This is a genomic window from Lichenicola sp. GTC18331 (genome assembly GCF_055386855.1).
In genome coordinates this window covers 1,375,408-1,398,259 of sequence record NZ_AP045015.1, presented here as the reverse complement: position 1 = coordinate 1,398,259, position 22,852 = coordinate 1,375,408, and the positions used below count along the sequence as shown (strand labels likewise).

17 protein-coding genes are annotated in these 22,852 nt (G+C 64.4%); 10 read left to right on the top strand and 7 right to left on the bottom strand.

Annotation, left to right across the window (positions count from 1 at the left end):
• Positions 1 to 163: 163 nt before the first annotated feature.
• From ACZ5BM_RS06460 to ACZ5BM_RS06450, 3 genes are read left to right on the top strand one after another with little or no spacing between them, the layout of a single operon-like run.
• Entirely contained in the window at positions 164 to 1,333 is a 1,170-nt protein-coding gene (locus tag ACZ5BM_RS06460) for an ABC-three component system protein (protein WP_498910740.1), read from the top strand.
• Positions 1,330 to 1,839 (top strand): three component ABC system middle component, encoded by a 510-nt coding sequence (locus ACZ5BM_RS06455; protein WP_498910738.1) that lies wholly within the window; start codon positions 1,330 to 1,332, stop codon positions 1,837 to 1,839. The genes ACZ5BM_RS06460 and ACZ5BM_RS06455 overlap by 4 nt, the downstream gene beginning before the upstream one ends.
• On the top strand, positions 1,839 to 3,800 hold the full coding sequence (locus ACZ5BM_RS06450; RefSeq protein WP_498910736.1) for a DUF3732 domain-containing protein: 1,962 nt from the start codon (positions 1,839 to 1,841) through the stop codon (positions 3,798 to 3,800). The genes ACZ5BM_RS06455 and ACZ5BM_RS06450 overlap by 1 nt, the downstream gene beginning before the upstream one ends.
• Before the next feature lie 189 nt (positions 3,801 to 3,989).
• On the opposite strand, the gene ACZ5BM_RS06445 is transcribed toward ACZ5BM_RS06450, so the two are convergent.
• Complete coding sequence (locus ACZ5BM_RS06445) at positions 3,990 to 4,934, bottom strand: tyrosine recombinase XerC (protein ID WP_498911525.1); 945 nt, start codon at positions 4,932 to 4,934, stop codon at positions 3,990 to 3,992.
• 588 nt (positions 4,935 to 5,522) lie between these two features.
• Positions 5,523 to 6,500 (bottom strand): LysR family transcriptional regulator, encoded by a 978-nt coding sequence (locus tag ACZ5BM_RS06440; protein ID WP_498910734.1) that lies wholly within the window; start codon positions 6,498 to 6,500, stop codon positions 5,523 to 5,525.
• A gap of 92 nt (positions 6,501 to 6,592) precedes the next feature.
• Here ACZ5BM_RS06440 and ACZ5BM_RS06435 point away from each other — a divergent pair, with 92 nt between their 5' ends.
• Positions 6,593 to 7,375, top strand: coding sequence for an NAD(P)H-dependent oxidoreductase (locus ACZ5BM_RS06435; protein WP_498910732.1), 783 nt, complete (start codon positions 6,593 to 6,595; stop codon positions 7,373 to 7,375).
• 156 nt (positions 7,376 to 7,531) lie between these two features.
• Here the strand turns inward: ACZ5BM_RS06435 and ACZ5BM_RS06430 are convergent, their stop codons facing one another.
• Entirely contained in the window at positions 7,532 to 8,191 is a 660-nt protein-coding gene (locus tag ACZ5BM_RS06430) for a hypothetical protein (protein ID WP_498911709.1), read from the bottom strand.
• Between the two features lie 56 nt (positions 8,192 to 8,247).
• Between ACZ5BM_RS06430 and ACZ5BM_RS06425 the strand changes: the two genes are divergently transcribed.
• Positions 8,248 to 10,542 (top strand): primosomal protein N', encoded by a 2,295-nt coding sequence (locus ACZ5BM_RS06425; RefSeq protein ID WP_498911523.1) that lies wholly within the window; start codon positions 8,248 to 8,250, stop codon positions 10,540 to 10,542.
• A gap of 597 nt (positions 10,543 to 11,139) precedes the next feature.
• Here ACZ5BM_RS06425 and ACZ5BM_RS06420 read toward each other — a convergent pair.
• Entirely contained in the window at positions 11,140 to 11,757 is a 618-nt protein-coding gene (locus ACZ5BM_RS06420) for a hypothetical protein (RefSeq protein ID WP_498910730.1), read from the bottom strand.
• A gap of 595 nt (positions 11,758 to 12,352) precedes the next feature.
• On the opposite strand from ACZ5BM_RS06420, the gene ACZ5BM_RS06415 reads away from it, so the two are divergent.
• Positions 12,353 to 12,763 (top strand): YhaZ family DNA alkylation repair protein, encoded by a 411-nt coding sequence (locus ACZ5BM_RS06415; protein ID WP_498910728.1) that lies wholly within the window; start codon positions 12,353 to 12,355, stop codon positions 12,761 to 12,763.
• Positions 12,764 to 12,773: 10 nt separating this feature from the next.
• Here ACZ5BM_RS06415 and ACZ5BM_RS06410 read toward each other — a convergent pair whose 3' ends face one another.
• The 3 genes from ACZ5BM_RS06410 to ACZ5BM_RS06400 all read right to left on the bottom strand — a co-directional run bounded on the left by ACZ5BM_RS06410 (position 12,774) and on the right by ACZ5BM_RS06400 (position 16,173).
• Positions 12,774 to 13,631: an Fpg/Nei family DNA glycosylase gene (locus ACZ5BM_RS06410; protein ID WP_498910726.1), complete on the bottom strand. Its 858-nt coding sequence runs from the start codon at positions 13,629 to 13,631 to the stop codon at positions 12,774 to 12,776.
• Positions 13,632 to 13,808: 177 nt separating this feature from the next.
• A complete protein-coding gene (gene xylA / locus ACZ5BM_RS06405; RefSeq protein WP_498910724.1) occupies positions 13,809 to 15,125 on the bottom strand; it encodes a xylose isomerase in 1,317 nt (438 codons plus the stop codon).
• 19 nt (positions 15,126 to 15,144) lie between these two features.
• Positions 15,145 to 16,173, bottom strand: a complete 1,029-nt coding sequence (locus ACZ5BM_RS06400) for a LacI family DNA-binding transcriptional regulator (protein ID WP_498910722.1) — start codon at positions 16,171 to 16,173, stop codon at positions 15,145 to 15,147.
• 370 nt (positions 16,174 to 16,543) lie between these two features.
• On the opposite strand from ACZ5BM_RS06400, the gene xylF reads away from it, so the two are divergent.
• From xylF to ACZ5BM_RS06380, 4 genes are all read left to right on the top strand, one after another.
• Entirely contained in the window at positions 16,544 to 17,608 is a 1,065-nt protein-coding gene (gene xylF, locus ACZ5BM_RS06395; RefSeq protein ID WP_498910720.1) for a sugar ABC transporter substrate-binding protein, read from the top strand.
• Between the two features lie 259 nt (positions 17,609 to 17,867).
• A complete protein-coding gene (locus ACZ5BM_RS06390) occupies positions 17,868 to 19,442 on the top strand; it encodes a xylose ABC transporter ATP-binding protein (protein ID WP_498910718.1) in 1,575 nt (524 codons plus the stop codon).
• A 46-nt stretch (positions 19,443 to 19,488) separates the two neighbouring features.
• Positions 19,489 to 20,700: a sugar ABC transporter permease gene (locus ACZ5BM_RS06385; RefSeq protein WP_498910716.1), complete on the top strand. Its 1,212-nt coding sequence runs from the start codon at positions 19,489 to 19,491 to the stop codon at positions 20,698 to 20,700.
• Between the two features lie 110 nt (positions 20,701 to 20,810).
• Entirely contained in the window at positions 20,811 to 22,835 is a 2,025-nt protein-coding gene (locus ACZ5BM_RS06380; protein WP_498910714.1) for an alpha/beta hydrolase family protein, read from the top strand.
• Positions 22,836 to 22,852: the final 17 nt, after the last annotated feature.

The following is a 22,852-nucleotide window of genomic DNA, read 5'->3' as shown; positions in this document are numbered from 1 at the left end:
CTGACGAATGGCGGAGGCCTTGGCATTATAGCGAACGGCTGGATTGTTGCAGCCAAACAATCAGCTCGCGACGCCTCACAACTGACTTGTGCGGAATCGCATATAGCGCAATTATTACATTTTGATCACGTGAGGCTTGCCGAATTTAGTAAGGGGGTGACAGTTGGATGTCGATTTGAAACCAACGAAGCATAGCGCTCCGGGGCCATATCTCGGGTTTGCATTGCAGCCAGTCCGAGCTTTTTTCTACCTGCTCACAACCCCCAAAGGCGCACGGGTTGCTCTCGAGCTACAAGATGACGTTTCTGTCCATTACGCTGACGGCAGTACTTGTCTTGAACAGACAAAGAGCGCCCTTAAACAAAATCCGATAGCGGATTGGCACGAAGATCTCTGGAAGACTTTTGTTAATTGGTATACCATGGTCAATGCTGGTCAATGCGATGTGAGCTCCACTAAATTCCGACTTTACGTGACGCCCGCTAAAAAGGGCACGTTTGCAGAGGCCTTAGCCGCCGCAAAGTCCAGAGAGGAGGTTGATGCCGTACTTAAAATAATACAGATAAAACTTAAAAAGAAGAAGGATCCTCCGGCCACCGCTGAAAAGATCAGAATGTTACTGGATGCTCCAGAGGGAAATCGCCGTAGTCTGTTCGAGAACTTTGAACTGGAGGCGAATGCCAGCGACCCTCTGGAAAGCATCAGGAATTGTCTGCGGCCTTCGGTGACCGAGGCTAATATCAACGTTATCGTGTGCTCCGGTATTGGTCAGGCCAAACAGGCAATGGATCGACTGATTCAGCGGGGTGAAAAGCCAATTCTCGATGCCGAACTGTTCCGGCGCGGTTTTCACGCATTCATACGCCAGAACAACCTGCCAGGATTGCTGACTTCTCTTGGCGCCTTACCCGATAACACGCAGATCGCCGGTGTTGCTGCGGCACGGCCGGTATTTGTGCGGCAGCTCGAACTCATAGGGGCGACAGAAGAAGACCGGCTTCGCGCCGTCAGCGATTATCTTCGCGCTTCTGCAGATAAGGCGGATTGGGCCGAGCGTGGCGAGATTTTTGCCGGCAACCTGCGTGGTTGGGATGAGGAGCTAGTCAACAAGCAGAGGATGGCTAAAGGCGACGTCGCCGACCTACACGGCGAAAAGTCGGCAATGGTTCAAGGACGGCTAGTATATCGGCAGTGTGCTCAGCATGTCGCTTCTCTCGAAGGTCGGGCGGTTCCCAATCATTTCGTTCACGGCAGTTTCAATGATCTAGCCGACCGTCGTCGCCTTGGCTGGCATGGCGACTATCTAAAGCTGCTAGAGGGGGATGGCGGATGACGGCCTTATCTGCCTTGGGGCTTACCGAACTTGACATCGTACAGAACCCCGCGATTGGCGCCTATCTGATTTGGCAATCCACGATCGGCTATCAAGAAGATGGGGCCGAGACGGCGCCAATCCCATTGGCGTTCCTGGTGCTCCCGATGCTTCTGCACAGGCAGACGTTCGACAAAGTGGCGTTAACCCGGAAGGCGTCAGGCCTGCCTCTGTTTGCGGCGAAATTCGACAAAGAGCGAGAAGTCCTGATGGGTATTCATGAACGTGCGATCCAATTGCGGCTGCTTAGTCTCCAGTCGATTGGCGTGGCTGCGACATCGAAACTAGTCCGGATTGATTACGATACCGCCAAGCTTCGTGGATATCCGATTGATCTTCTCGATGCCGTCAAACCAAGACTACCCGAACGACTGAAGGGCTTCGCGGCAGCGGCCGACAAGCTCGGCTACTGGTTTTCCAAGCTTGATCTGGCGCAGGTGGCCTCAACGTTGAGGGTGGACTTCTAATGTATTTTCAACTGCGTAAACTCATCCTTTGGCCCCGGCACGACAGCGAACCGCGCATCGTCGAGTTCCGCCCAGGCTGCGTGAACGTCATCAGCGGAGCGTCGAAAACCGGAAAATCCGCTGTAATTCCCATTATCGATTACTGTTTGGCGTCCGATAAATGCGCCATTCCGGTAGGCGTGATCAGAGAGAACTGTAGCTGGTTCGGCGTGTTGATCGACACGGTCGAGGGGCAGAAGTTGCTAGCGCGTCGCGAACCTGGCGACAAGCAAAGCACCAGCAGCATGGTGATGATTGAGGGGCCCGAGATCGCAATTCCGGCGCGCATCGAGGGCAAGGGGACAACCACACAAGTTGTCAAGATGATGCTTAATCGCCTCGCAGGTCTGACCAACCTCGATTTCGAACCGGAGTCGGACTCTAACTTTAAGTCGCGGCCAAGCTTCCGCGATCTCATGGCCTTTACCTTTCAACCGCAGAACATTGTTGCCAATCCTGATGTTATGTTTTTCAAGGCAGATACGACGGAGCATCGCGAAAAGCTCAAGACAATTTTTCCCTACATTCTCCAGGCGGTGACGGCAGATGTCCTGCAGGCCCGCTACGAGTTGGACAGGTTGTCCCGCATCCTGCGCCGACGGGAGAACGATCTTAGGGCTTTAGTGACCGCCACCAACGCATGGCAGATGGAGGCACAATCCTGGCTCGGGCAGGCGATCGAGTTCGGATTGCTGCCGGCCAACCAGATCATTCCGACGGACTGGCCGGAAATTGTCGATCGGCTCCGTAAAGTCGTCAGAAGCAGTGGCGATGCAGCGCATCCCACCGTCGCAGGTGTTGATGCGGCGCTCGACCGCCTCGAGGCGCTTCGAGCCGAAGAGACTGAAGTTGCTACCACGCTAACGCGGCATCGCCAGCGTCTTAGCGAACTGCGTCGCTTGTTAGAAAGCAGCGATATCTACGGAAGCTCGCTTCGTATTCAACGAGACCGCCTCGCGCTCTCCGTTTGGTTGCAAGAACTGTCTGCGGACGCAGAAGCAAGTGAGCCGCTCGCGCTCTTATCAGATGGTGGTAAGCTGAAGATCGAGCAGCTTACGGACGCCCTTGCATCAATCGAGGTTCGGCTTCGGACTCATCCGACCGTGTCTGACACACTAGACCGCGAAGTATTTCGCCTGCGCACAGCGGCAGAAACGCAGCTCGTAAGGCTCAACGAGATCCGCCGAGAGATCGGCGTGCTCGAGCGGGATTCGGAGGCAGCCAAGCAGGCGATCGGTCGGTTTGACCGTATGGAACGCTTTCTCGGCCGTCTGGAACAGGCGCTTGACCTATACGACCGCACTGACCAGTCCGCCGGTCTGCGGCAGGAAATTGATACGCTTAAAGCGCAGATCGCAGAGCTACAGCGTAGAGTTTCCGAAACCGAAATCGGGCGAAAGCTCCGCAACTCGATCGACAGCATCGAGGCTACGACGGGGCGTCTGATACCACGCCTGGATGCTGAGTGGCCGGATGCGCCGGTAAGGCTTACGATTTCCGATCTCACGGTCAAGGTTATCAGGGGTACGCGCGACGACTACCTCTGGGAAATTGGTAGCGGTGCCAATTGGCTAGCCTATCATGTCGCCTTGACGCTGGCCCTTCAGATCTTCTTCCTTCATCTCCCACATCACCCAGTCCCAGGTCTCTTGATCTATGACCAGCCTAGTCAGGTCTATTTTCCGCGGCGGACTGCCGGGGATAGCGATGCCGACACCGTAGTTTGGCGTGATGAAGATGTGGTCGCGGTGCGGAAGGTCTTCTCGCTTTTGGGCGAACAAGTGGCGGCTGCGGGAGGTAGGTTGCAAGTCATCGTGCTTGACCATGCAGATGATGATGTGTGGGGCGATTTGGCTAACGTCGTTTTGGCAGAGGAGTGGCGTGAAAGGGCATTGGTGCCATTCGATTGGTTGGTGGAGTAATAATTCGGAAAACAGATTGGATTCTATTTTAGAATGCAGTGGGGTGCTTGAAGTGTTGTTCAAGGACTTGGCTTTGATCTTTTATGCGATCCAGAAATCTATGTCCCTTTTAGTGTTCAGTATGTCGTGGCCGTGGGGGCGGTGTCCGGTATCACTATGTAGAGGCATTCTCAGGTAGGCTCTAAACCATCACCCCGCCCGCGGATGCGTCCTCCGCCAAACCTCCATCAAATGCGTCTCATCCGCCAGCGTATACCGCTGCGTCGAGCTCAGGCTCGCATGCCCCAGCAACTCCTGGATCGACCGCAGATCGGCCCCCCCCTCCAGCAGATGCGTCGCGAACGAATGCCGCAGAGCATGCGGCGTCGCATGCTCCGGCAGCCCAGCCAGCCGCCGATACTCCCGCATCGCCTTCTGCGCCACGGCCGGATCGAGCCGCCCGCCGCGCACGCCGGGAAACAACGGCGCATCCGGCGACGGCGACGGATGCTGCCGCACCCAGCGATGCAGCGCGCCCATCACCGCCGGCAGCAGAGGCACAAGCCGCTCCTTGCCCCCCTTGCCCAGCACGCGCAGCACAGCGCTCCCACCCGTCTCCGCCGGCACATCCCGCAGATCGAGCGCCAAGGCCTCCCCGATCCGTAACCCCGCCCCATACAGAAGCGTGAACAACGCCGTATCCCGATGCTCCGCCAGCGCAGACCGCGCAGTCCCCGCAATTCCGGACGGCACAGCCAACGCATCCGCCACAGGCAAAGGCCGCGGCAAAGGCGTCCGCGTGCGCGGAGACGCCATCAGGGCAGGGGCCGCATTCTCGATCTCGTAGCGTCGCGACAAATGCCGAAAAAAACTCCGAACCGCCGACATCCGACGCACACGCGTCCGGTTCGCCTTGTCCCGCACGAACCCGGCCCGCTCCGCCGCACGCCCCGCCTCGTACGCCAGCCACGCCCGCAAATCCGCCGCCCGCAACTGTTCCAGATCCCGCAAGCAAACCTCCCCACCGAGATGCTCGCCGAGAAACCGCAGAAACCGCCCCAAATCCCCCCGATACGCCTCCACCGTCGCCCCGCTCGACCGCTTCTCCAGCGCCAGCCAATCCAGAAAATCCACCACCGCCACCGACGCCGCCACACCCCGCACCCCGTCGCGCACCCCGCCCGCCGTCTCGCTCTGCTCCGACCTCTCGCCGCCCGGCGCAGCACGCCCCCCCGGCCGCCATCCGCTCATCCCAGCCACTCCGCCACCCTTCGCCCCATCGCACACCAGCCCGCCGCACCCATCAACCCGCCCTCACACACCCGGGCACCGCCACGCCCTCCAGCCCCTCGAAACACCGGCACAGGACACCCCGCCTCCCGCCCCGGACAAGGCCGCGCCATCCCCCGCGCGTCCCGCCATCACAGACCCGCTCGCCGCCAGGCGCCGCCACGCCCTCCAGCCCCTCGGAACACTCGCACAGGACACCCCACCTCCCGCCCCGGACCGGCCGCGCCATCCCCCGCGTGTCCCGCCATCACAAACCCGCTCGCCGCGCGCTCACCCCCACGACCCGCCTCGCACGGCGCGCACGATCCGCCCACGCCCGGTATCGCTCCGCCCCTCCAGCACCCTCGACACGCCCCGCCCCGGAACGCTCCTCCACGCAGCAACCCGCCACCCGCATCGGCGCAATCACACGCTTGACCGCCCCGCCGCCCACCCGCGCGACCCATCCAACCCTCACGCCGCCCCATCTTCCGCCACCCCGGCCGCAGCATGCTCCCACGCAGCCCCGGCGTCCTCCACGGCAAACCCCGGCACGGTCCGCAGGAACGACGCCAAGGCGTCGATCACCAGGCGCACACGCGCGATCCGCGCCCGCGCCGGCACGAACAGCAGCGAGCACGGCATCGCCTCCAGCCCCAGCTCCGGCAACACGCGCACCACGGCGCCCGAGCGCAGCAGATCGTCCACCAGCCAGACATGGCACGCGCCGATCCCGCGCCCCTGCAACACCGCCTCCCGCGCCGCCAGGCCGTGATCCACCAGCAAAGGCCCACCCACGGGAACCGTCTGTCGCGCCCCGTCCGCCCCCAGCAGCGTCAGGCTCTCGCTTCCCGCCACGTTGCTCATTCGGATGAACGCATGCGCCGACAGCGCGGACGCCGCCCGCGGCCGCCCATGCCGCGCCAGATACGCAGGCGACGCCACCAGAACCCGCATCGAATGCCCGACCACGCGCCGGTGCAGCGCACTGTCCGACAGCGGCCCCAGCCGCACGGCCACATCCACCGCCTCGCGCACCAGATCCACGCGCACGTCCGACAGGCTCAGATCGATCCGCAGGCCGGGATGCCGGTCCTGCAACGCGAACAAGCCGCGCGACACGTGCTGGATGCCCAGGGCCGCCGTGCTCGACACACGCACGATCCCCGTCGCCGCCCCGCCGGCATCGCGCAGATCGTCCGCAGCCTCGTCCAGATGCCTCAGGATCGACCGCGCCTCCTCCAGGAACCGCTCCCCCTCCGGCGTCAAACGCAGACGCCGCGTGGTGCGGAACAACAGGGCCACCCCCAGCCCGCGCTCCAGCTCGGCCAGATGGCGCGTGATGGTCGACTGCCCGACGCTCAGCTCGCGCGCCACGCCGGACAGGCTGCCCCGCTCCGCGACACGCACAAAGCTGCGCATCCGCTCCAGCGTGACCAGCGATCTATCCATTCGGCGGAACGATCCTATCCATTCGCCTCCACTACCGCATGGATGCGCGGCGGAATAGCGAGAGCCTGAACCGCTTTTCCGGAGTTCCCGTCATGAACATCCTGATCGTCTCCGCCCACCCGGACCCCGCCTCCCTCACCAACGCCCTGCGCGACGTCGCCGCCGACGAACTGCGCGCCGCAGGCCACGCCGTCCGCATCACCGATCTCTACGCATCCGGCTGGAACCCGCTCGTCGACCGCGCCGACTTCCCCAACTGGCCGGCAGACGAACGCCTCCGCGTCGCCGACGCGTCCGGCAAGGCCTTCGAAGCCAACGCCCTCACCGCGGACGTGACCGCCGCCCAGGCCGATCTCCTCTGGGCCGATGCGCTCGTCCTCGCCTTTCCGCTCTGGTGGTTCTCCATGCCGGCGATCCTGAAAGGCTGGGTCGAACGCGTGTTCTCCTTCGGATTCGCCTACGGTGTCGGCGAACACAGCGAAAAGCGCTGGGGCGATCGCTACGGCGAAGGCCGCCTCGCCGGAAAACGCGCCATGCTGCTGGTCGCCGCTGGCGGATGGCAGACCCATTACGGACCGCGCGGCGTGAACGGCCCGATCGACGACCTGCTGTTCCCGATCCAGCACGGCATCCTGTTCTATCCGGGCTACGCCGTGCTGCCGCCTCATGTCCTGTATCGCGCCGACCGGCTCGACGACGCCGCCTTCGACGCCGCCGCTCTCGCCCTGCGCGCCCGCATGCGCGCCCTGTTCACCGACGCGCCGATCCCGTTCCGAACCCAGAACGGCGGCGACTACGCCATCCCCTCCATGGAACTCCGCCCCGAAGCCGTCCCCGCCAGCATCACAGGCTTCGCCGCCCATCTCCGCACGTGAGAGAGACGTTCTTTCTTGCAAGAAAGAACCAAAGAACTTCTGTCCGTTTGGCTCGGTGCCAAGCCACATATTCACAACTCAAACGGACAGGAGTCTTTTTGCTTCTTTTTCTTCAGAAAAAGAAGATTCTTCATGTCCTAGTCTTCACCAAACGCATCACGCTCCCAAATCGCCCCGCTCCAACCGCGCCCCCAACGCCGCCGCCAGGAACCCCAGCGCTCCTTCCGCACCGGCCCCCTCCAGCATCGCCCCGTCCCGCGCCGCCAGGGCCAGAAGCAGGGCAGGGGCGTCCCTGCACGGCACGCGCAGCAGCGCCTCCCGCACCGCCAGCCCCGCCGCCTCGCCATGCAGCGACACGGCATCCGCCCCGCCGCCGGCCGCGCGCACCACCACCTCGTGCCCGCCCATCACCCGCGCCACACTCCCCGGCGCAAGCGCCGCGACCCCGCGCAGCCCCCCGCGCTCGCCGCACAAACGCGCCGCATCCACCCCCAGCAGTTGCGGCAGATCGTCCGACACCCAGTCCGACACATCCACCGCCCGGATCAGCGCCACCACCGCCGCACGCACGCGCTCGCCCAGCCCCAGCCCCGCGCGCCCCGCATCCAGAACCACGCGCGACCGCGCACGCGCCGCCTCGATCATCGCCGCCATGTGGTCCGCAAGCGCCTCGCCATGCACGCGACGCGGCGGCGACAGGCAGTCGTAGAGCCCGGCTTGGCGGCTCAGCCAGTCCGGATGGTCGCGCAGGAACCGCTCCACACGCGCGCTTTCCGCGCTGTCGATGCTGCTCTCGCGGCGCCGCTCATTGTTCATCCGGCCCATCGCTCCCATTCTGGAACCCCATCCCCGAAGCCGAGCCGGAACCGACCCTGTCCCCGAAGCGTCCCACGCGCCCCGACGCCGTTACGCCCTCCGCCAACGCACCGGCAAGCGGTTCCGTCGCATCGGCGGATCGCCCCGCCGAGCGCGTTCCCGTGCTGCTGCCCTATCCGTTCGCAGGCCCGTTCGATTATCTCCGCCCGCCCGAGCTCGATCTCCAACCCGGCGACATCGTGCTGGTCCCCCTCAACCGACGCGCGGAACTCGGCGTGGTCTGGGACGATCCCGGCCTCCCGGACGGCCTCGCCACCGAAGGCGCCCCGCCGGTCCCCGCACACAAGCTCAAACCCGTCACCGCCCGCATGGACGGCCCGCCGATCCCGCGCACGCTGCGCCGCTTCGTCGACTGGGTCGCCGCCTACACACTGTCCCCACCCGGCCTCGTGCTCGCCATGGCCATGCGGGCCCATTCGGTGAAACCCGAAACCGTGCTGCTCGGCTGGGTCCGCTCCGGCAGCAACGAGGCCGTCGCACGCGACACCCCGGCACGCACGCGCGTCCTCGCCGCGCTGGCCGACGGACGCCCGCGCCCCACAGCCGAACTCGCACGCGACGCCGGCGTCTCCTCCGGCGTCATCCGCTCCATGGGCACGCTCGGCCTGCTGCGCGAAACCCCGATCGACCAGCCCGCCCCCTTCGCCCTGCCCGATATCGACCACCAGACCCCCGACCTGTCCCCCAACCAGGCAAGCGTCGCCGAGACCCTCGCTGGAATGGTCCGCGCACGCCGTTTCCAGCCGGTGCTGCTCGACGGCGTCACGGGATCGGGCAAGACCGAAACCTATCTCGAGGCCATCGCCGCCTGCATCGCCGACGGGCGACAGGCCCTGGTGCTGCTCCCCGAGATCGCGCTCTCCTCGCAATGGCTGCAGCGGTTCACACGCCGTTTCGGCGCCGAACCCGCGATCTGGCATTCCGATCTCGGCTCCGCGCGACGCCGCGTCACATGGCGCGCCGTCGCCAACGGCGAGGCCCCGGTCGTGGTCGGCGCACGCTCCGCCCTGTTCCTGCCCTTTCCCGATCTCGGCCTCGTCATCGTCGACGAGGAACACGAGACCGCCTTCAAGCAGGAAGACGGCGTCACATACCACGCACGCGACATGGCCGTGGTCCGCGCACGCCTCGCCAGCGCCCCCGCCGTGCTCGTTTCCGCCACGCCCAGCCTGGAAACCCTGCACAACGTCGAGCAGGGCCGCTACCGCCACCTCACGCTGCTGTCCCGTCACGGCGGCGCACGCCTGCCCACCGTGTCCGCCATCGACATGCGCGAATTCCCGCCCGAGCGCGGCCGCTTCCTCAGTCCACGCCTGATCCAGGCCGCTGCCGACACCATGCGCGCAGGCGAACAGGCAATGCTGTTCCTCAACCGGCGCGGCTACGCACCGCTCACTTTGTGCCGCACATGCGGCCACCGCATCTCCTGTCCGAACTGCACCGCCTGGCTGGTGGAGCACCGCGCCCGCAAGCAGCTCTGCTGCCATCATTGCGGCCACATAGAAGCCGTCCCCGTCCACTGCCCCGAATGCCAGGCCGAGAACAGCCTCACCCCGATCGGCCCCGGCGTGGAACGCATCACCGAGGAAGCCCGCGAAACCTTCCCCGACGCGCGCATCCTCGTCATGGCCTCCGACACCCTGCCGGGCCCCAAATCCGCCGCAGAAGCCGTGCGACGTATCGCCGACCGCGAGGTGGATCTGGTGATCGGCACACAGATCGTCGCCAAAGGCTGGCACTTCCCGGGACTCACCCTGGTCGGCGTGGTCGACGCCGATCTCGGCCTCGGCGGCGGCGATCTCCGCGCCGCGGAACGCACGGTGCAGCTGCTGCATCAGGTCGCAGGCCGCGCAGGCCGCGCCCAGGCCCCGGGCCAGGTGCTGCTGCAGACCTACACCCCCGAACACCCCGTCATGCAGGCCCTCGTCGCCAACGATTTCGGCCGCTTCATGCAGCGCGAAGCCGCCGAACGACGCCCCGGACACTGGCCCCCCTACGGCCGCCTCGCCGCCCTGATCGTCTCCGCCGACAGCGCCACGGACGCGGACCACGCCGCCAACACCCTCGGACGCTGCGCCCCGCGCGGCGACGGCATCGAGGTGCTCGGCCCGGCCCCGGCCCCCCTCGCCATCCTCCGCGGCCGCCACCGCCGCCGCCTCCTGCTCAGAACCCGACGCGACACCGCCGTCCAACCCATCCTCGCCCACTGGCTCCACCAATGGCGCCAAACCACCCCGTCCCCCCGCTCCGTCATCGTCGACGTGGACGTCGATCCGATCTCTTTTTTGTAGGAAGACCCAGGGCGCTGCCCTGGACCCGCTGGGGCCTAGAGGCCCCAGACCCCCTTCCGACTTGTTCTGAAACCTGCCCTTGGCCCTTACCGCTAGCCGGTGTCATGCTTAGTGATCAGCATGGAGATAGCAGTGAGAGAGCTCTATCGAATGCGGCGGAGATGGCGCGGAGGCGCGGCCAGAACGACAGCGGCCAGAACGACAAGAGCTTTCGTGCACGCCTCCGTCGAAATCTCCCAGAGATGCATACCGAAGGCTTCTTGGGAGATGCTGATCGGCTACGAGAAGCATCGCCGTATGAAGATCGAACTCGCGGCATTGGAAGCAAAACGTGCTTGAGGGCTTCCGAAACGAGAAACGCCCTACCGACGTGCTCGGCGCGACGGCGACCGCCTGATCATCGAACCCGTCCGCCCCCTGGGCCTCCTCGCCACACTCGCCGCGCTCCAACCGCTCGACCCCGCCGACGCCTTTTCATATGTCGATAACACTGGCCTAACTTTGAGTAGAAAGAATTTGAGTTTATATACAGATGCAGCGCAAGGCTGGCGTGTATTTGGAGAACTCAAATAATAACCATAGTTATATCAATACAACTCATTTACTCATTAGCGCATCTATGATGAGGATCATTGCCCATATGGCAAAAAATTCGACCACAATTCCAGCAATCACAATGGGGACCAATAAATAGATTTTATTAACACCTCTTCTCATTATAAAGAGCTGAGACGGTATTGACAAAAACCAGGCCATTCTAGTATAGCCAAAAACTGCCCAAACAAAGAACGAAATAAATGCCACAACAGTACAAGCAACCTGTTCGGATATCGACGACGTTTTAGAGATTGTCTTAATAAAAAAAGATACTATGGCAAGCCATGCCAGTGACTTAAAATATACATCTGCCCACTTATAACATAGTGATGCGCGATTTTTTGTTTTCTGTCCATAGGCTATAGAATCATCTAACTTTTTCTGTGATTCTTGATTATTTTCGGTGATTAATTCCTTTTGCCGACTTTCCAGCTTGCTTATGACAAAGGTGCGAATCTTGGATTTACTCCCGTCAAGAAGTTCTCCTAAACCAAAGAGTATAGAGATTACTAAGGCAATAAGAAAAGTGAATATTACGAAGTATTCAGCAATACTTGAGTAGTCATCGTCTCCTGCTCTTTCTGTTTTAAATATGTCAGATATAGTCATCCAGTCCATTTCGGCCTCATATCGCAGAGTAGGAGATTGTGATTTGTCAAAACATATCTACGTGTTTGAGGTCTTTTGGGGACACAGTCAAGCCTATTCGTATTGGTGAGAGCAATAAGATTCAAAGATACCCAAAGCAGTAAAGTCTGCTCTAACGTCTAGAGTTCCCGAATTATTATATTGATTATCATAATATATTGGTTATATTGTAGTCAATATATCAAATTAAGACATTCGTTTGTTCTTCGTAACAATTTCAGACAATAGCTGCAGAGAGTGATTTAAATATTATAGCATTCTTTCTTACCGACGATGATGTTGCCGACGTTCGACATGTTCACACTCTTTTGGTGCCGTGTTCATCATTCCTAGCGTTATGAATCACCCGGAATGCCTCAGCTTCTTTCCTGATCAGGTCTGGAAGCATATTGGAGAAACCAGATGCTAATCCACGAACGGCTCAAGGACAATTCCCTCCTCTAAGTGCGCTCCCCATCACAAACAAAATGAACGACATCGCCAAGGACAATTTACCTGTAGTCCTCGGAACATGCCGTCGCTGGTCGAAAGGCGCACCGTGCGCATCTCGCTTAGAGGAACCGCCATGCCTTGCGCTCCCTGCTCCTGGATCAAGGTCGGCGACAAGGACGCCATCCGCATCCTCGGCGGTTCGGAGCAGACGGCGGCGCGCGTCACCTGCCTCGGCATCGCTCCGCAACGCATCGCGCTCGGCGAGACCGTCCGCGTCTCGTTCGAGATCGAAAGCACAGCCCAGAAAACACAGCATCTCCTGATCGGCAACGCCGTGCACTACGTCAAAGCCAACGGCAGCACGCGCCCGAAGATCTTCAAGCTCGGCGCACGCAGCATCGAGCCCGGCGAGAAGATCGTTCTGAACGCCAGGATCTCCGTCGTCGCCATGACGACACGACGCCATTTCCCCGGCCGCCATCGCATCGACGCGATCATCAACGGCAATACTTACCCGCTCGGCGATGTCGACATCGTCGCCTAGCCGACCACCGTCACCCCACCTGACACCGTTCGCACCAGAACAACATCCGCCCCGCCATCGTCTCCGACCGCACCGCCGTCCCGCACACACGGCACGGCAATCCCGCACGATGCGCCACGTAGAACGAATCCTCCCGCCGCACCGGCCCCTTCCGCTTCGGCCGATCCTCCGGCCGCGTGCACACGATCCGCCCCAGACGCACGCCCTCGCGCAGCAGATCCCCCGCATCCCGCCACAAACCATCCCAGTCCGCACGCGACAGATCGCGCCCCGGCTTGTGCGGCTCCAGACGCGCCCGGAACAACAGATCGGCACGATAGATATTGCCGATCCCGGCCACGATATCCTGCCGCATCAGCAACGCAGCGATCGGCATGCGCGACGCGGCGATCTTCGCAAAAGCCTTGTCGGGATCGGCATCCGCGCGCAACGGGTCCTCGCCCAGGCCCGCCACGAATGCATCGTGCTCCTCGGGCGTCATCAGCATGCACGCCGAAGGCCCGCTCAGATCCGCCACGTTGCGCCCGGTATCCAGACGCAGACGCACAGCCCCCATCGGCGCCGGCGGATACGCCTCCGGCGCCGACGCATCCGACAGCACCACGCTTTCGCGCCCGAATCCGGCCAGCCCCTCGCCGTGGAACCGCCACATCCCGTACATGCCCAGATGCACGCGCAGCCAGACGGCATCGCCGAAGCGCAGGAACATGTGCTTGCCATGCGCATCGACCGCCGACAGCGTCAGCCCGTCGAGGAGCGCGGCGCCGTCCGCGAACCGCCCCTGCGGGCTCGATGCCGCGACACGCTGCCCCTCGAACCGTGCCACGAAAGCGTCGGCCAAGCGCCTGACGCTATGTCCCTCCGGCAATGATCGTCCTCCCGCAAAGGAAAGGAGAACGCAGGGGAGGGGATTGGTTCAAGACCCGGGGCTCTGCCCCTGGACCCCGCCAAGGGCAGTCGCCCTTGGAACCCCATTGTTAGTCAACCGGGTTTCCAAAGGGCGACCGCCCTTTGGCGGGTCCAGGGCAGAGCCCTGGAACACCCCTCAGAAGAACCGCGAAACCAGGTTCTCCAACCGCTCCTGCCCACCCGAACGCGGCTGCGGCGCCAGATTGCGCTCCTCCGCCTCGGCCGCGATCGACTCCAGCGTCGCGTTGCCGTTCAGCATCGCCTGCGCACCGGGCTGCTGCCAGCCGGCGTAGCGCTGCTTCAGCGCCCCCTCCAGACGGCCATCCTCGATCATCGTCGCCGCGATCAGGAACGCCCGCGCGCAATGGTCCATGCCGCCCACATGCGCATGCACCAGATCGGCCGGATCGATCGACTGGCGACGGATCTTCGCGTCGAAATTGCAGCCGCCCAGGCCCAGACCGCCGGAGCGGATCACGTGATACAGCGCCATCGCCGTATCCTGCAGGCTGCTCGGGAACTGGTCGGTGTCCCAGCCCAGCAGCGGGTCGCCACGGTTGATGTCCAGAGACCCCAGAATGCCGAATCCGGCCGCCATCGCGATCTCGTGCTCGAAGCTGTGCCCGGCCAGCAGCGCGTGATTCGCTTCCAGGTTCAGCTTCACCTCGCCCAGCAGCTTGTAGCGCTGCAGGAAGCCGTACACCGTCGCGGTGTCGAAATCGTACTGGTGCGCCGACGGCTCCTTCGGCTTCGGCTCGATCAGGATTTGACCCTCGAACCCGATCTTGTGCTTGTATTCCACGACGAGATTCAGGAACCGCCCGAGCTGGTCCAGCTCCTGCGTCAGATCGGTGTTCAGCAGAGTCTCGTAGCCCTCGCGACCGCCCCACAGAACGTAGTTGGCGCCGCCGAGCGTCCTGGTCGCATCCATGCAGCTCTTCACGGTCGCGGCGCTGAACGCGAACACGTCCGGATCGGGATTGGTCGCGGCCCCGGCCATGAAGCGCGGATGCGAGAACAGATTGGCCGTGCCCCACAGCAGCTTCGTCTTGCTGCCCTCCATCTTCCGCCCGAGATAATCGACCATCTCGTGGAAGTTGCGCAGAGACCCGCGCAGATCCTCGGCATCCGGCGCGACGTCGCGATCATGGAAGCTGTAGAACGGCACGTCGAGAACGCGAAACAGGTCGAACGCCGCATCCGCCTTGTCGCGCGCACCCTGCATCGGGTCGGCATGGTGCATCCACGGGCGATGCAGCGTTGGCGCGCCGAACGGATCGGCGCCGTTCATCGCCAGGCTGTGCCAATAGGCGACGGCGAAGCGCAGATGCTCGCGCAAGGTGCGCCCCAGCACCACGCGGTCGGCGTCGTAGTAGCGATATTCCAGCGGATCGCTGGAGTCCGGGCCGCCGTAGCGCACGGTCGGCATCGCGCTGAACAAGGTCTCGGTCATGGTCGTCCCTTTTCCCGTCTTAGGGAACGTTGTCCCTGAGGAAGATCTGCAACCGCATCGGCTTGATCGGCCGACCCGGAACGCCGTGCGCCAGACCGCGCAGGGCGGAGATCGCATCCTCCACCTCCTGCTCCTGGTCCTGGTGCAGAACGGCGGTGAAGAGGCCGGACAACAGCGCATCGCGCGCATGCGCCGACAATTCGTGCGCCACCACCACGGGGGCGGGCAGGCGCCCATCCGCACGCAGAGCGGCAATGATGCCCCGGTTGCCGGCCCCGGCGCTGTAGACCGCCACCAGATCCGGCCGCTCGGCCAGGATCCCCCGCATCAGCGGCTCGGAAACGGCGCTGTCGTCCAGCGTTTCCGCCGTCGGCAACAGCGCCAGATGCGGAAACTCGCGTCGCAGCACCTGCTCGAACCCGAGCCGCCGGTCGGCATGATCGTGCAGCGTCATCCGCCCCACCAGCAGCGCCACGGCACCCGGCCGCGCCGGCGACATCCGCCCGATCAGAGAGGCCGCCACACGCCCGGCCGCCGTGTTGTCGATGCCCAGGAACCGCGCCCGGCGCGACGGCGACACGTCCGACACCAGCGTCACCACCGCCACGCCGCGCTCGGCCAGCAGATCGATCTCGCGCCGCACGGCGGGCGACTCCGTCGCCACCACCGCCACGCCATGGCAACGCTCCGGATCGATGCCGGCCAGCGTTTCCGCCAGGGCGGCATCGTCGAAGGCCGGATAATCCACCGTCGCGATCGACACGCGCTGGTCCGCCATCGCCGCCGACGCGGCGGAAACGGCATCGTGCAAGGCGCGCATGAAGGAGTTGGTGCCGGCATCGGGCAGAACGAACACGAACCGCTCCACCCGCCGGGTCGCCAGGGCGGCGGCGAACGCGTCGCGCCGGAAGCCGAGCTTGTCCACGGCCGCCTGCACCCGGTCGATGGTCGCCTGCCGCACGCCCTTCCGGCCGTTCAGCACCCGGTCCACCGTCGCCAGACTCACGCCCGCCTGCGCCGCGACCTCGAATACGGTGACCTTGCCCATCGCCACTCCCCGTCCGCCGCGATCCCTGCCGCAAACTCTGAGGCACGTCAATCATATGATCATTCGCCCGCGGCCGAACCTCCCGGCCGGGCTCACGCTCGCCTAAATGGTGCGACGCACAATTCCGAGTCGCTGCAACCCGGCTAAGCCGCTCAGGACGCTCGCGAAAACCGCCCGGTGAGGCATTTGTGCAATGGGACGAACATCCGTAACGGAACATCCGACGAGCCTCTTGCGCTACGTGAGGCAATTTGCTTTCGTCCGAGCAATGTCACCGCCCCCCGTCACGCGACGGACAAAAAGGGCAGGACGCGAAGCTCGGCCCGTCGCCACCATGCGACGGCAGCCGGCATTTCGGAGGATCAGTTCGGTGTCGCAACTCCCCACCCGGTTCGGTCAGGCCGGTCGGCTTTTCCGTCGCAAGCTCCTGGCAGGCGCCGCCCTGTCGCTCGGTCTGGTCGCCATGGGTGCCACGATGGTGCCGGGCCACGCCCTCGCCGATGCCGCCCACCCCAAGATCGGCTTCTCCATCGACGACCTCCGCCTCGAGCGCTGGGCGCATGACCGCGACTATTTCGTCGCCGCCGCCAAGAAGCTCGGCGCCACGGTGAACGTCCAGTCCGCGGACGCCAGCGAAAGCCGCCAGAACGCGCAGATCGAGAACCTCATCTCGCGCGGCATGGACGTGATCGTGATCGTGCCGTTCAACGGCAAGGCCCTCACCAACGTCATTAACGAAGCCAAGCAGGCCGGCATCAAGGTCATCTCCTATGACCGCCTGATCCTCGACGCCCCGATCGACGCCTACGTGTCGTTCGACAATGTCCGCGTCGGCGAGATGCAGGCCCAGGGCGTCGTCAACGCCCAGCCCAAGGGCAACTACTACCTGCTCGGCGGCGCACCCACCGACAACAACGCCAAGCTGCTGCGCGAAGGCCAGATGAAGGTGCTTCAGCCGCTGGTCGACAAGGGCGACATCAAGATCGTCGGCTCGCAATGGGTCCAGGAATGGAGCCCCACCACCGCGCTCGGCATCATGGAAAACGCGCTGACCGCCAACAACAACAACATCCAGGGCGTGGTCGCCTCCAACGACGCGCTGGCCGGCGCCGCCATCCAGGCGCTCCAGGCCCAGGGCCTCGCCGGCAAGACCGCCGTGTCCGGACAGGACGCCGATCTCGCCGCAGCCCAGCGCATCGAGAAGGGCACGCAGACCATGACGGTCTACAAGCCGCTCAAGCTGATCGCCACCACCGCGGCGGAAATGGCCGTCGACCTCGCCAAGGGCAAGACCCCGAACTACACCAGCAAGATGAACAACGGCACGGAGGACGTGAACACCATCCTCCTGACCCCGATCGCGCTCACCAAGAGCAACATCGACCGTCTCGTCACCGACGGCTACTTCACCCAGGCGCAGATCGACGGCAAGTAAGCGCCGCATCGGTCCGGGCAGGACGGCGCCTTCGCGGAACCATCCCGCGAAGGCGCCGCTCCCTTCGCCTTCGAAACGCATCCGGCGAGCCTCTCGCCCGATCCGCACGTAAAACGCCGCGGCAACAAGCGGCGGACAACATCATCTCGATCCAGAACACGCGAACGCGTGGCATCCCGCTCCGGCCCAGGCCGGAGGGATGCGCGCCTCGCCGCGTATGAACGGCGTCCGGTGCCAAAGCGCCGCGGGAGTGAACGGCATGTCAGGCTTTCTTCTGGAGATGCACGGCATCGCCAAAAGCTTTTCCGGCGTGAAGGCCCTCGACGGGATCGACCTGCGCGTCCGTCCCGGCGAATGCGTCGGCCTGTGCGGCGAGAACGGCGCCGGCAAATCCACCATGATGAAGGTGCTCTCCGCCGTTTACCCCTACGGCACATGGACCGGCACCATCCTCTGGAACGGCGCCGAACTCCGCGCCGCCTCCATCCGCGAAACCGAAGACGCCGGCATCGTCATCATCCATCAGGAACTGATGCTGATCCCGCAGCTCTCGGTGGCGGAAAACATCTTCCTCGGACGCGAACCCCGTACACGCGGCGGCCTGATCGATTTCGACCGCATGTATGTGGAATCGGCCAAACTCATGGCCGAGCTGCGCATGAACCACATCAACGTGGCCATGCCGGTCGCCAACTACGCCGGCGGCGAACAGCAGCTCATCGAGATCGCCAAGGCGCTCAGCAAGAACGCCAAGCTGCTCATCCTCGACGAGCCCACCTCCTCGCTCACCAAGCGCGAGATCGCCATCCTCCTGCGCCTGGTCAAGGACCTCAAGGCCAAGGGCGTCGCCTGCGTCTACATTTCCCACAAGCTCGAAGAGATCGAGGAGATCGCCGACACCGTCACCGTGATCCGCGACGGACGCTTCATCGGCGAGGCGCCCATGCGCGACATCACCACCGGCGACATCATCCGCATGATGGTCGGCCGCGACATGAGCAACCTGTTCCCGCGCGAGGAACATCCGATCGGCGACGTGGTGTTCGAGGCGATCGGCATCACCTGCCTCGATCCCGAGAACCGCGCCCGCAAGCGTGTCGACAATGTCAGCTTCTCGCTCCGAAAGGGCGAGATCCTCGGCATCGCAGGCCTCGTCGGCGCAGGCCGCACCGAACTCGTCAGCGCCCTGTTCGGCGCCTATCGCGGCCCCCATTCCGGCGAGGTCCGTCTCGACGGCAAGCGGATTCACGTCCGCACACCCCGCGAAGCGGTGGGGCAGGGCATCTGCATGGTCCCGGAAGACCGCAAGGCGCACGGAATCGTCCCAGGCCTCGGCGTCGGCCACAACATCACGCTCAGCGTGCTCGACGAATTCACCTCCGCAGGCCTGATCGACGAGAACCGCGAATTCTCCGATATCGGCACCGCCATCCAGCGCCTGCGCATCAAGACGGCAAGCCCGCTGCTCGCCATCTCCAACCTCTCCGGCGGCAACCAGCAGAAAGCCGTCATCTCCAAGATGCTCGCCGCCAACCCGCGCGTGCTGATCCTCGACGAACCCACGCGCGGCGTCGATGTCGGCGCCAAATACGAGATCTACAAACTCATGTTCGCCCTGGTGCGCGAGGGCCTGTCGATCATCATGGTCTCCTCCGAACTCTCCGAGGTGCTCGGCATCAGCGACCGCGTGCTGGTGATCGGCGAAGGCGAGCTGCGCGGCGACTTCGTCAACGACGACAGCCTCACCCAGGAACGCATCCTCGCCGCAGCCATCACCCCGGCCCGTCACGCGACACAGGCCGAACAGCCAGGCCTCGCCCCCGCCCTGTCCTGATCATCCCCCGCACGGATCGCCCTTCGAGCCCGGAATTCCAAGCACCATGACCGAAACCACCTCCATCGCGCCCAGCCCGGCAGACGTCGCCGCAGCGGATGCGGATCAGCGCCGCACCATGCGCGCGGAACGCATCAAGACGCTGTTCGCACGCAACAAGATCCTCGCCCTCGTGGTCGCGATCGCCATCATCTGGGCGCTGTTCACCTGGCTCACCCAGGGCGACTTCCTCACCGCACGCAACCTCAGCAACCTGCTGCGACAGATGGCCATCACCGGCATGCTGGCCAGCGGCATGGTGTTCATCATCATCTCCGGCGAGATCGACCTGTCCGTCGGCTCCCTGCTCGGCCTGCTCGGCGGCCTCGCCGCCATCCTCGACGTCAACTTCCATGTCCCGCTCTGGATCAACATCCCCGTCGTCATGGTCGTCGGCGCCCTCGTCGGCCTCTTCAACGGCTACTGGGTCGCCTATCTGCGCATCCCGTCCTTCATCGTCACACTGGCCGGCATGCTCGCCTTCCGCGGCGTGCTGCTCGGCATCACCGGCGGCGTCACCATCGCCCCCGTGTCCGCACCGCTCGTCGCCGTGGCGCAGAGCTATCTGCCCGACATCGCAGGCTACGTGCTCGGCGTGCTCGTCTTCGCCGCCCTCGCCGCAGCCACCCTGCGCGGACGCGCCAAGCGCGCCCAGTACGGCCTGCCGGTGCCGCCGCTCGCCTCCGACCTCGTCAAGCTCGGCGTCGCCGCCGTGGTCATCGCCGGCTTCTTCGGCATCCTCGACGCCTATCGCGGCGTGCCGCTGCCCGTGCTCATCGTGCTCGTGCTGCTCGGCCTGTTCACCGTCATGGCCCGCCGCACCGTGTTTGGCCGGCGCATCTACGCCGTCGGCGGCAATCTCGAAGCCACGCGCCTGTCCGGCGTCAACGTGCAGGGCGTCAAACTCGCCGTGTTCGGCCTCATGGGCGCCATGGCAGCACTCGCCGGCATCGCCACCACCGCACGCCTCGCCGCAGCCTCGCCCTCGGCCGGCACAGGCGCCGAACTCGACTGCATCGCCGCCTGCATCATCGGCGGCACATCCATGCGCGGCGGCTCCGGCACCGTGTTCGGCGCCCTGATCGGCGCCCTCATCATCGCCACGCTCGACAACGGCATGTCCATGCTCGGCGTCGACACCTACTGGCAGATGATCGTGAAAGGTACGATCCTCCTCCTCGCCGTCTGGCTCGACGTCGCCACTAGCCCCAAGCGCTGATCGATCCGCCCGAAACGGCGCCGGCCCGGTTCATCCGGACGGCGCCGTTTTCGTCCGATTTCCCCGCCGATCCGCTCGACGCTTCGCCGCCCGCCCGGCATGGTTCGGTCATGTCCACGCCCTTCCGCTCGGTCCTCCCCCTGCTGCTCCTGCCCGCGATCGCGTCGGCCGCCCCGCAGCGCACCCCTCAGCACACGCCCCAGCACGTCCAGCAGCATCTGTTCGGCCCCGTCGCCGTCTCGCCCGACGGCACCACCGTCGCGGCGCTGGAAGCCACCGAACCCGCCGATCCCGCCGCCGACCCCGCCTGGAGCATCCGCCTCCACCCCGTCGCGGGCGGCATTTCCACGGGCACAACCCTCCCGCTCCCCTGCAGCGGCAATGCCTGCGTGCCCTCCTCCATCGCCTGGGCCCCGAACGGAAAACACATCGCCTTCGTGCTGCGCGAGCCCAAGCAGACGCACCGCTTCGTCTTCGTCGTCCCCACCGAAGGCGGCCCCGCCGTGAAGGCGCTCGACTTCGACGGCACCCTCCAGGATCTGCGCTACGGCCCCGACGGCACGCTCGCCGTGCTCGCCACCGCCGGCGCACACAAGGAACCCGGCGCCACACAGGCCGCCGCGAAACTCTCCGGAGAGATCGGCGTCGAGGAAGACGAGCAGCGCATCGGCCTGATCGCCGACAACAAACTCGAATTCCAGTCCCCCGCCGACCTCTACGTCTACGAATACGACTGGCAGCCCGATCCGGCTCAGCCAGGACGGCACCGCTTCGTCGCCACCGCAGCCCACGGCAACGGCGACAACAACTGGTGGACCGCCAAGCTGGTCGCGGTCGAGAACGGCAACGCCCGCGTGCTCTACACGCCGCCGCAGAAACAACAGCTCGCAGATCCGGTGGTCTCGCCCGACGGCAAGGCGGTCGCCTTCGTCGGCGGGCTGATGAGCGATTTCGGCTCCACGGGCGGCGACGCGTTCCGCCTCTCGCTCGACGGCCCCACCAATGCGCAGCCGGTGCTGCAGAACCTGTCGCCCAATCTGCGCGGCAGCGTCACCGACCTCTCCTGGAGATGCAGCGCAGATCCGGCCGTGCCCGGCCTCGTCGCCACGGTGCTGGCAGGCGCCAACACCGAGCTGCTGCCGCTGGTCGGCGGCGGCGATCCGTCGCGCCCGATGTTCTCTGCCCCGGTCACTCTCAGCGGCCCCACACGCGGCCTCGGCATCGCCTGCGGCGGCGGCGTCGCGGCGGCGGTGCAGCAGGACTTCACCACCGCCCCCGAGCTCGTCGCAGGCCCGGTCGGCCGCTTCCACCCGCTCACGCGCGAGAATGACGGTCCCAAACCGGCGGTCGACGCGCGCAGCATCACCTGGCGCTCCGACCAGTTCGAGGTGCAAGGCTGGCTGCTCTCGCCGAAATCGCTCCCGAACGAGATGGGCGGCGCCAAGAGCCCGATGATCGTCTCCATCCATGGCGGCCCCGCCGCCGCCAACGAGCCGCGCTTCCTGCACGACCGCGACCTCACGCTGTTCCTGCTCCAGGCCGGCTATCGCGTGTTCCTGCCCAATCCGCGCGGCTCGTTCGGCCAGGGCGAAGCCTTCACCCAGGGCAATGTGCGCGATTTCGGCCATGGCGATCTGCGCGACATCCTGTCCGGGATCGACGCGGTGGAACGCACGGTGCCGGTGAACGACAAGCGCCTCGGCATCATGGGCTATTCCTATGGCGGCTACATGACTATGTGGACCGTCACCCAGACCAACCGCTTCCACGCCGCGGTGGCCGGCGCCGGAATCTCAGACTGGCAGAGTTACTATGGAGAAAACGGAATCGACCAGTGGATGATCCCGTTCTTCGGCGCCTCCGTCTATGACGACCCGCAGATCTACGCGCGCTCCTCGCCCATCACCTTCATCCGTCAGGTGAAGACGCCCACCTTCGCCTTCGTCGGCGACGCCGATGTGGAATGTCCGCTGCCGCAAACACAGGAATTCATCCACGCACTCCGCACATTCGGCGTGCCGAACGAATTCGTGGTCTATCCCGGACAGGGCCACGGCATGCGCGACCCCGCCGACTGGGCCGACGCCAAGAAGCGCAGCCTCGCCTGGTTCGATCGCTATCTGCGTGGGAACTAGAGAAGACGTTCTTTCTT

What these genes read in the sequence shown, in the direction of transcription:
- ACZ5BM_RS06455 (WP_498910738.1), top strand. Translation starts at nt 1,330, where the DNA reads ATGACGGCCTTATCTGCCTTGGGGCTTACCGAACTTGACATCGTACAG.
- ACZ5BM_RS06450 (WP_498910736.1), top strand. Translation starts at nt 1,839, where the DNA reads ATGTATTTTCAACTGCGTAAACTCATCCTTTGGCCCCGGCACGACAGC.
- ACZ5BM_RS06440 (WP_498910734.1), bottom strand. Translation starts at nt 6,500, where the DNA reads ATGGATAGATCGCTGGTCACGCTGGAGCGGATGCGCAGCTTTGTGCGT.
- ACZ5BM_RS06435 (WP_498910732.1), top strand. Translation starts at nt 6,593, where the DNA reads ATGAACATCCTGATCGTCTCCGCCCACCCGGACCCCGCCTCCCTCACC.
- ACZ5BM_RS06430 (WP_498911709.1), bottom strand. Translation starts at nt 8,191, where the DNA reads ATGAACAATGAGCGGCGCCGCGAGAGCAGCATCGACAGCGCGGAAAGC.
- ACZ5BM_RS06420 (WP_498910730.1), bottom strand. Translation starts at nt 11,757, where the DNA reads ATGGACTGGATGACTATATCTGACATATTTAAAACAGAAAGAGCAGGA.
- ACZ5BM_RS06415 (WP_498910728.1), top strand. Translation starts at nt 12,353, where the DNA reads ATGCCTTGCGCTCCCTGCTCCTGGATCAAGGTCGGCGACAAGGACGCC.
- xylA (WP_498910724.1), bottom strand. Translation starts at nt 15,125, where the DNA reads ATGACCGAGACCTTGTTCAGCGCGATGCCGACCGTGCGCTACGGCGGC.
- ACZ5BM_RS06400 (WP_498910722.1), bottom strand. Translation starts at nt 16,173, where the DNA reads ATGGGCAAGGTCACCGTATTCGAGGTCGCGGCGCAGGCGGGCGTGAGT.
- ACZ5BM_RS06390 (WP_498910718.1), top strand. Translation starts at nt 17,868, where the DNA reads ATGTCAGGCTTTCTTCTGGAGATGCACGGCATCGCCAAAAGCTTTTCC.
- ACZ5BM_RS06385 (WP_498910716.1), top strand. Translation starts at nt 19,489, where the DNA reads ATGACCGAAACCACCTCCATCGCGCCCAGCCCGGCAGACGTCGCCGCA.
- ACZ5BM_RS06380 (WP_498910714.1), top strand. Translation starts at nt 20,811, where the DNA reads ATGTCCACGCCCTTCCGCTCGGTCCTCCCCCTGCTGCTCCTGCCCGCG.